We start from the raw sequence: 5,140 nt of genomic DNA, 5'->3' as shown, positions 1-5,140 counted from the left end.
GTGCTGGCCGGGGCGACGATGTGCATCCATGCTGCCGGCTGGCTGGAGGGCGGCCTCAGTGTCTCCTTCGAGAAACTGATCACCGACATCGAGGCGCTGCAGACGGTGGCTGAACTTTGTGCTGCGACGCCCGGCGACACCGACACGATTGGTTTCGAAGCTATCGCCGAGGTGCAGCCGGGCGGGCATTTCTTCTCGGCCAGCCACACCGTGGCCCGCTACCGCACCGCTTTCTACGAGCCGCTGGTGGCGGACTGGTCGAATTTCGGCAACTGGACGCAAAGCGGCTCGAAGACGGCGAGCGAGCGCGCCACCGGTGTCTGGAGGCGGGTGCTTGCCGATTTCGCGCCGCCGACCTCGGCCGTCGCCACATCAGGCGTGCTGGACGAGTTCATCGCGCGGCGCACGGCAGAGGGCGGAGCGGCGCCGGTGTCTTGAGGCTGGCTCCCGCTGATCGCCCTGGTTGTGGCGTGATCCGGAACCTATAGCGCCTCCCGCGCATTCAAGGCTGCGGCCGGTGCACTGCGCACCGGTGTGCTGTTTGAGGGGAGGACGACATGGGTTTCGACCAGTATCACGAACCGCCTGAAGAACTGTCGCAGGAGGTGCGGACCTTTGCCCGCATGATCACCTCGCTGATCGAGGAGGCGGAAGCGATCAGCTGGTACGAACAGCGCATGTCGGTGGAGAAGGACCCGCAGGCGCGCGCCATCATGAAGAACGCGCAGGGCGAGGAGTTCAAGCATTTCGGCATGGATCTCGAATTCCTGCTGCGCCAGAAGAAGGACTGGCGCGCGGAACTGAAGGAAATCCTGTTCACCACGGGCGACATCGTCAAGGCCGGGGAGCGAGGCGAGAAGAAGGTGGACTAGGGTATGTCGATATTCAGGTGAGGCCGGCCTGCAAACGACGGCTTTCTGCGCTTCCGGTGCTCACGGACCCGAATGTCCGCTCCGCTCCGGTTCTCAAAAGCCATCATTTTCGGCTCGGCCTGACCTGAATCTCAACACACCCTGGCTCAGCGTTTGACAAATTCGCCAGGTCCTGCTGCTGCGATTAATCGCTGTCGCGCGCGACCAGTTCCAGCGGCCAGACCTCGCGGATGATCCGCGGACCCTCCGGGCCGGCGAAGGCGGGAAGCGACGCCAGCAGCATTTCCGCGAGCCGTTGTCCCATCGGCTCCAGCGCCGGGCGGAAGGCGGTCAGGGCTGGCGAGAAATAGCGGCAGAGCGGCGTGTCGACGATGACGGTCACTGCCATGTCGTGACCCGGCCTGATACCCATCTCTGCCAGCGCCTTGCAGCCGCCCAGCGCCATCGCGTCATTGTTGAAGATGATGGCGGTCGGCGGAGCCTTGGAGCGCATCACCTGCGGCGTCACCCCGTAGCCGCCGGCCTCGTTGATGAAGCCGGACGCGATCAGCTCGGGGTCGACCTCGATGCCGTGCCGCCGCAAGGCCTTGCGATAGCCGGCCAAAAACAGATAGCCGAAATTGAGGTCGAGCGACGGGCGGACGGCGGCGATGCGGCGGTGGCCGCGCGCCACGAGGCGGTCGACCGCGTCGGCGCCGGCCTTCTCGAAATCGAGGTCGAGGGAAGGGTAGGACTTGGTTCCGGAGCGGCTGCGGCCGAGCGTGGCGAAGGGAAAGCCGGCCTGGGTGAGATAGTCGATGCGTTCATCCTCGCGCCGCGTCCAGGCCAGCAGCACCGCATCGGCGCGGCGCGTCTCGACGACGCGGCGCAGGCGCTCCTGCTGGTAGTCGCCCGGCGCGCCCATGACCACGGTCAGGTCGAGCCCGCTTTCCGCAAGCCTGGCCTGCAGCCCGATCAGGAACGGAATGAAGAACGGCTCGCCATATTGCTGGTCGCCCGGATGCGGCTGCAGCATGAAGGCGATCGAATGGGTGGCGCCTTGCCGCAGACTGCGGCCGGACTGGTTCGGCGAATAGTTGAGCGTCCTGGCCGCCTCGAGCACGCGCTGGCGCGTGTCGGCATTGACGTCGGCGCGGCCGTTCAGCGCCCGCGATACCGTGCCGATCGAAATGTTCAGGTGACGGGCAAGGTCATGAATGCTGGATGCCAAGTGACTGTACTCCCCTTGCTTGGCTAGCACCGGTAGCCGCTCAGGCCAAGGCGACAGGACGATTTTCACGAGCGGCCAATTGACATTCTACGCCTTCGGGTGTGTTCTCGTAAACGTTTACGGAAAAACGTTTACGGTCATGCCGTGGATGCCGTGACGATCGGTCTGGAGGGACCGAGCGGAGGAGGAGCGCCGGATGATCAATGCCGTCCTGGTCGGCTGCGGAGCGATGAGCAAGGCCTGGCTCGATGCCGCGCAGCAAGTCGACGGGCTCGCCATTGTCGGCCTTGTGGATCTCGATGCCGACAGGGCACGGGCGCGGGCGCACGAATACGGCCTCACCAATGCCGTCATCGGCAGCAGCCTCGATACCGTCCTCGATCAGATCAAACCGCAAGCGGTGTTCGATGTCGTGGTTCCCGCCGCCCGGCGCGCGGTCGCGCTGTCCGCCTTTGCGCACAATTGCCATCTGCTGACGGAAAAGCCGCTCGCCGACAGTCCGGAAAATGCGCGCGCCATCGTCGAGGCCGCGCGTCGCGCCGGGCGCATCCATGCGGTCGTGCAGAACCGCCGCTATGTCGCCAATGTCAGGCGCATCCGGAGGTTCCTGGACTCCGGCGCCATCGGTGCGCCGACCAGCATCCACGCCGACTTCTTCGTCGCGCCGCATTTCGGCGGTTTTCGCGAGGAGATGGCCCATGTGCTGCTGCTCGACATGGCGATCCACACCTTCGACGCCGCTCGCTACATGGTGAATGGCGAGCCGGCCGGCGTCTATTGCCAGGAATGGGAGCCGGCCAGTTCCTGGTACAGGCAGGGATCTTCGGCCAGCGCCGTCTTCGATCTCGGCGACGGCAAGGTCTTCACCTACGCCGGCAGCTGGTGCGCGGCCGGCTTCCGCACCAGTTGGGAAAGTGCATGGCGCATCGTTGCCGAGCGCGGCAGCCTCATCTGGGACGGTCATGACGATTTGAGGGCAGAAGCAGTGATGCCGGGCCGCGAGGGAATGTTCGACAAAACCCAGCCGATCGAGGTGCCGCCGCTCGATGCGTCCGATCGCGTCGGCGGCCATCTCGGCATTCTCCAGGATTTCATGCACGCCATCGAGACCGGCACCGAGCCGGAAACGCGCGGCGGCGACAACATCAAGAGCCTGGCCATGGTTTTTGGCGCCATCGAAAGCGCCGAGACCGGCCGCCGCGTGACAATCGCAGAGGAAGCACAATGACGCCGAACCCGCTTCTCGACATCCGGATCGGCACCATGGTGCGGGCCAATCTCGACGACCCGGCGGCTTACATCAAGCAGATCCTGCCGCTCGGCTTCGAGAGCATCCAGCCCTTCTTCTGGCAGACGCTGGGCGGCAAGGATTTGCCGCGGCTGGCCGGCCAGATCCGCGAGGCGATCGGCGATGCCGACGTCACCGTGTCCTCGCTCGGCGTGTTCGGCAATCCGCTGGAAGACGGCGAGGTCGATCGCGGCGTGCTCAAGGCCTGGGAGACGGTCATCGACAATGCGCATCTGTTCGGCACCTCGATGGTCAGCGGCTTCACCGGCCGCCTGCGCGGCAAGAAGCTGACCGACAGCCTGCCGCGCTTCAAGGAGGTCTGGGGACCGCTGGCCAGACGCGCCGCCGACAAGGGCGTGCGCATCGCCTTCGAGAACTGCGCGATGGACGGCAACTGGGCCGCCGGCGACTGGAACATCGCCCACAATCCGGACGCCTGGGAGCTGATGTTCAACGAAGTGCCGGACGACAATCTCGGGCTGGAATGGGAGCCCTGCCACCAGCTCGTCTATCTGATCGATCCGATGCCGCAGATCCGCAAATGGGCGCCGCGCATCTTCCACGTCCACGGCAAGGACGCGACGGTGCGCTGGGATGTCATCCGCGAGCATGGCGTGTTCGGCCGGCTGCCCTTCGTGCAAATGCGAACGCCGGGCTTCGGCGACAGCGACTGGACGCGGGTGATCAGCGAATTGCGGCTGGCCGGCTACAAGGGGGCCATCGATATCGAAGGTTGGCACGACCCGGTCTATCGCGGCGACCTCGAGATCACCGGCCAGGTGCGGGCGCTGGAATATCTCAAGCAATGCCGGGGAGGGGCCAGCTACCTGCCGAACCCGATGTGAGGATCGGCCGGCGGGAGGAGCCGGCCGGGATGTCTGCAACGCACATTGCCGAAGCGAATGTCGAAACCCCTCGCTTGCGAGGACAAAAAGGGAGGATAAGTGCATGAGCATGACGATGAGAAGGACAGTTCTGCGCTCGACCGTCGTGGCCGCCGCCACGGTGCTTGCCGCTGCGATCTCCACCTTGCCCGCGCAGGCGCTCGACGCCAAATGGTGCAAGGACGTCCACATCCGTTTCTTCGTCGGCGGCGCCGAGGGCGACGCTTTCGGCACCATCGTCTACAATGGCGCCAAGCAGGCAGAGGCCGATCTGGGGCCGAAGGTCGACTACATCTTCTCCCAGTGGGACATCGAAAAGATGGTTCAGCAACTGCGCGAGGCCGTCGCGGTCAAGCCCAACGGCATCGCCATGATGGGCCATCCGGGCGATGCATCGATCATGCCGCTCGCCGAACAGGCGCACAAGGATGGCATCAAGATGATGTACCAGAACGTGCCTGTGCCGAAGGTGGTGGAAGCGTTCGGCGGCGGCTATGTCGGCGCCCAGCAGGAACAGCAGGGCCGCGCGCTCGGCGCCGAGGCGTTCAAACTGGGCAGGCTGAAGGCCGGCGACAAGGCGATCATGATCGGTCCGTTCGAAAACGAAAGTCGCGGCGCGCGCGAACGTGGCACGGTGGCGGCGCTCAAGGAAGCCGGCGTCGAGGTCATCCAGTTGTCCTCACCGCCGAGCGGCGAATGGGCGTCCGATCCCAACCTGGCCATTCCGGTGATCACCGCGGCGCTGCTCAACAATCCCGACGTCAAGGCGGTCGGCTATCCCGGCGGGCAGATGCTCGGCAATGTCTCGACCTATATGCAGGCGGCCGGACGCAAGGCGGGCGAGATCTTCAATTTCGGCTTCGACACCAGCCCGCAGATCGTCGAG

6 protein-coding genes are annotated in these 5,140 nt (G+C 65.2%); 5 read left to right on the top strand and 1 reads right to left on the bottom strand.

The window, feature by feature from the left end; genetic code table 11:
* Both EN925_RS22290 and EN925_RS22285 read left to right on the top strand, forming a co-directional pair.
* The coding region (locus EN925_RS22290) for a trimethylamine methyltransferase family protein (RefSeq protein ID WP_206632882.1) at window positions 1-438 on the top strand (438 nt) is incomplete at its 5' end.
* Window positions 439-557: 119 nt separating this feature from the next.
* The gene (locus tag EN925_RS22285; RefSeq protein WP_013530988.1) at window positions 558-872 is read left to right on the top strand and encodes a hypothetical protein; all 315 of its coding nucleotides are present in this window, start codon (window positions 558-560) and stop codon (window positions 870-872) included.
* A 184-nt stretch (window positions 873-1,056) separates the two neighbouring features.
* On the opposite strand, the gene EN925_RS22280 is transcribed toward EN925_RS22285, so the two are convergent.
* Entirely contained in the window at window positions 1,057-2,082 is a 1,026-nt protein-coding gene (locus tag EN925_RS22280) for a LacI family DNA-binding transcriptional regulator (protein ID WP_024501441.1), read from the bottom strand.
* Window positions 2,083-2,278: 196 nt separating this feature from the next.
* Between EN925_RS22280 and EN925_RS22275 the strand changes: the two genes are divergently transcribed.
* From EN925_RS22275 to EN925_RS22265, 3 genes are all read left to right on the top strand, one after another.
* Window positions 2,279-3,310, top strand: a complete 1,032-nt coding sequence (locus EN925_RS22275; protein WP_027160620.1) for a Gfo/Idh/MocA family oxidoreductase — start codon at window positions 2,279-2,281, stop codon at window positions 3,308-3,310.
* Window positions 3,307-4,215 (top strand): sugar phosphate isomerase/epimerase, encoded by a 909-nt coding sequence (locus EN925_RS22270; protein WP_013530991.1) that lies wholly within the window; start codon window positions 3,307-3,309, stop codon window positions 4,213-4,215. The genes EN925_RS22275 and EN925_RS22270 overlap by 4 nt, the downstream gene beginning before the upstream one ends.
* 103 nt (window positions 4,216-4,318) lie before the next feature.
* Window positions 4,319-5,140 (top strand): substrate-binding domain-containing protein (locus tag EN925_RS22265; RefSeq protein ID WP_128336931.1); only part of this gene is annotated, 822 nt, incomplete at its 3' end.

This window comes from Mesorhizobium sp. M7A.F.Ca.US.006.04.2.1 (assembly GCF_004022915.1).
In the GTDB taxonomy this organism is placed as follows: domain Bacteria; phylum Pseudomonadota; class Alphaproteobacteria; order Rhizobiales; family Rhizobiaceae; genus Mesorhizobium; species Mesorhizobium ciceri.
The sequence above is the reverse complement of the archived record's forward strand: the minus strand, read 5'-3'. Positions and strand labels throughout refer to the sequence as shown.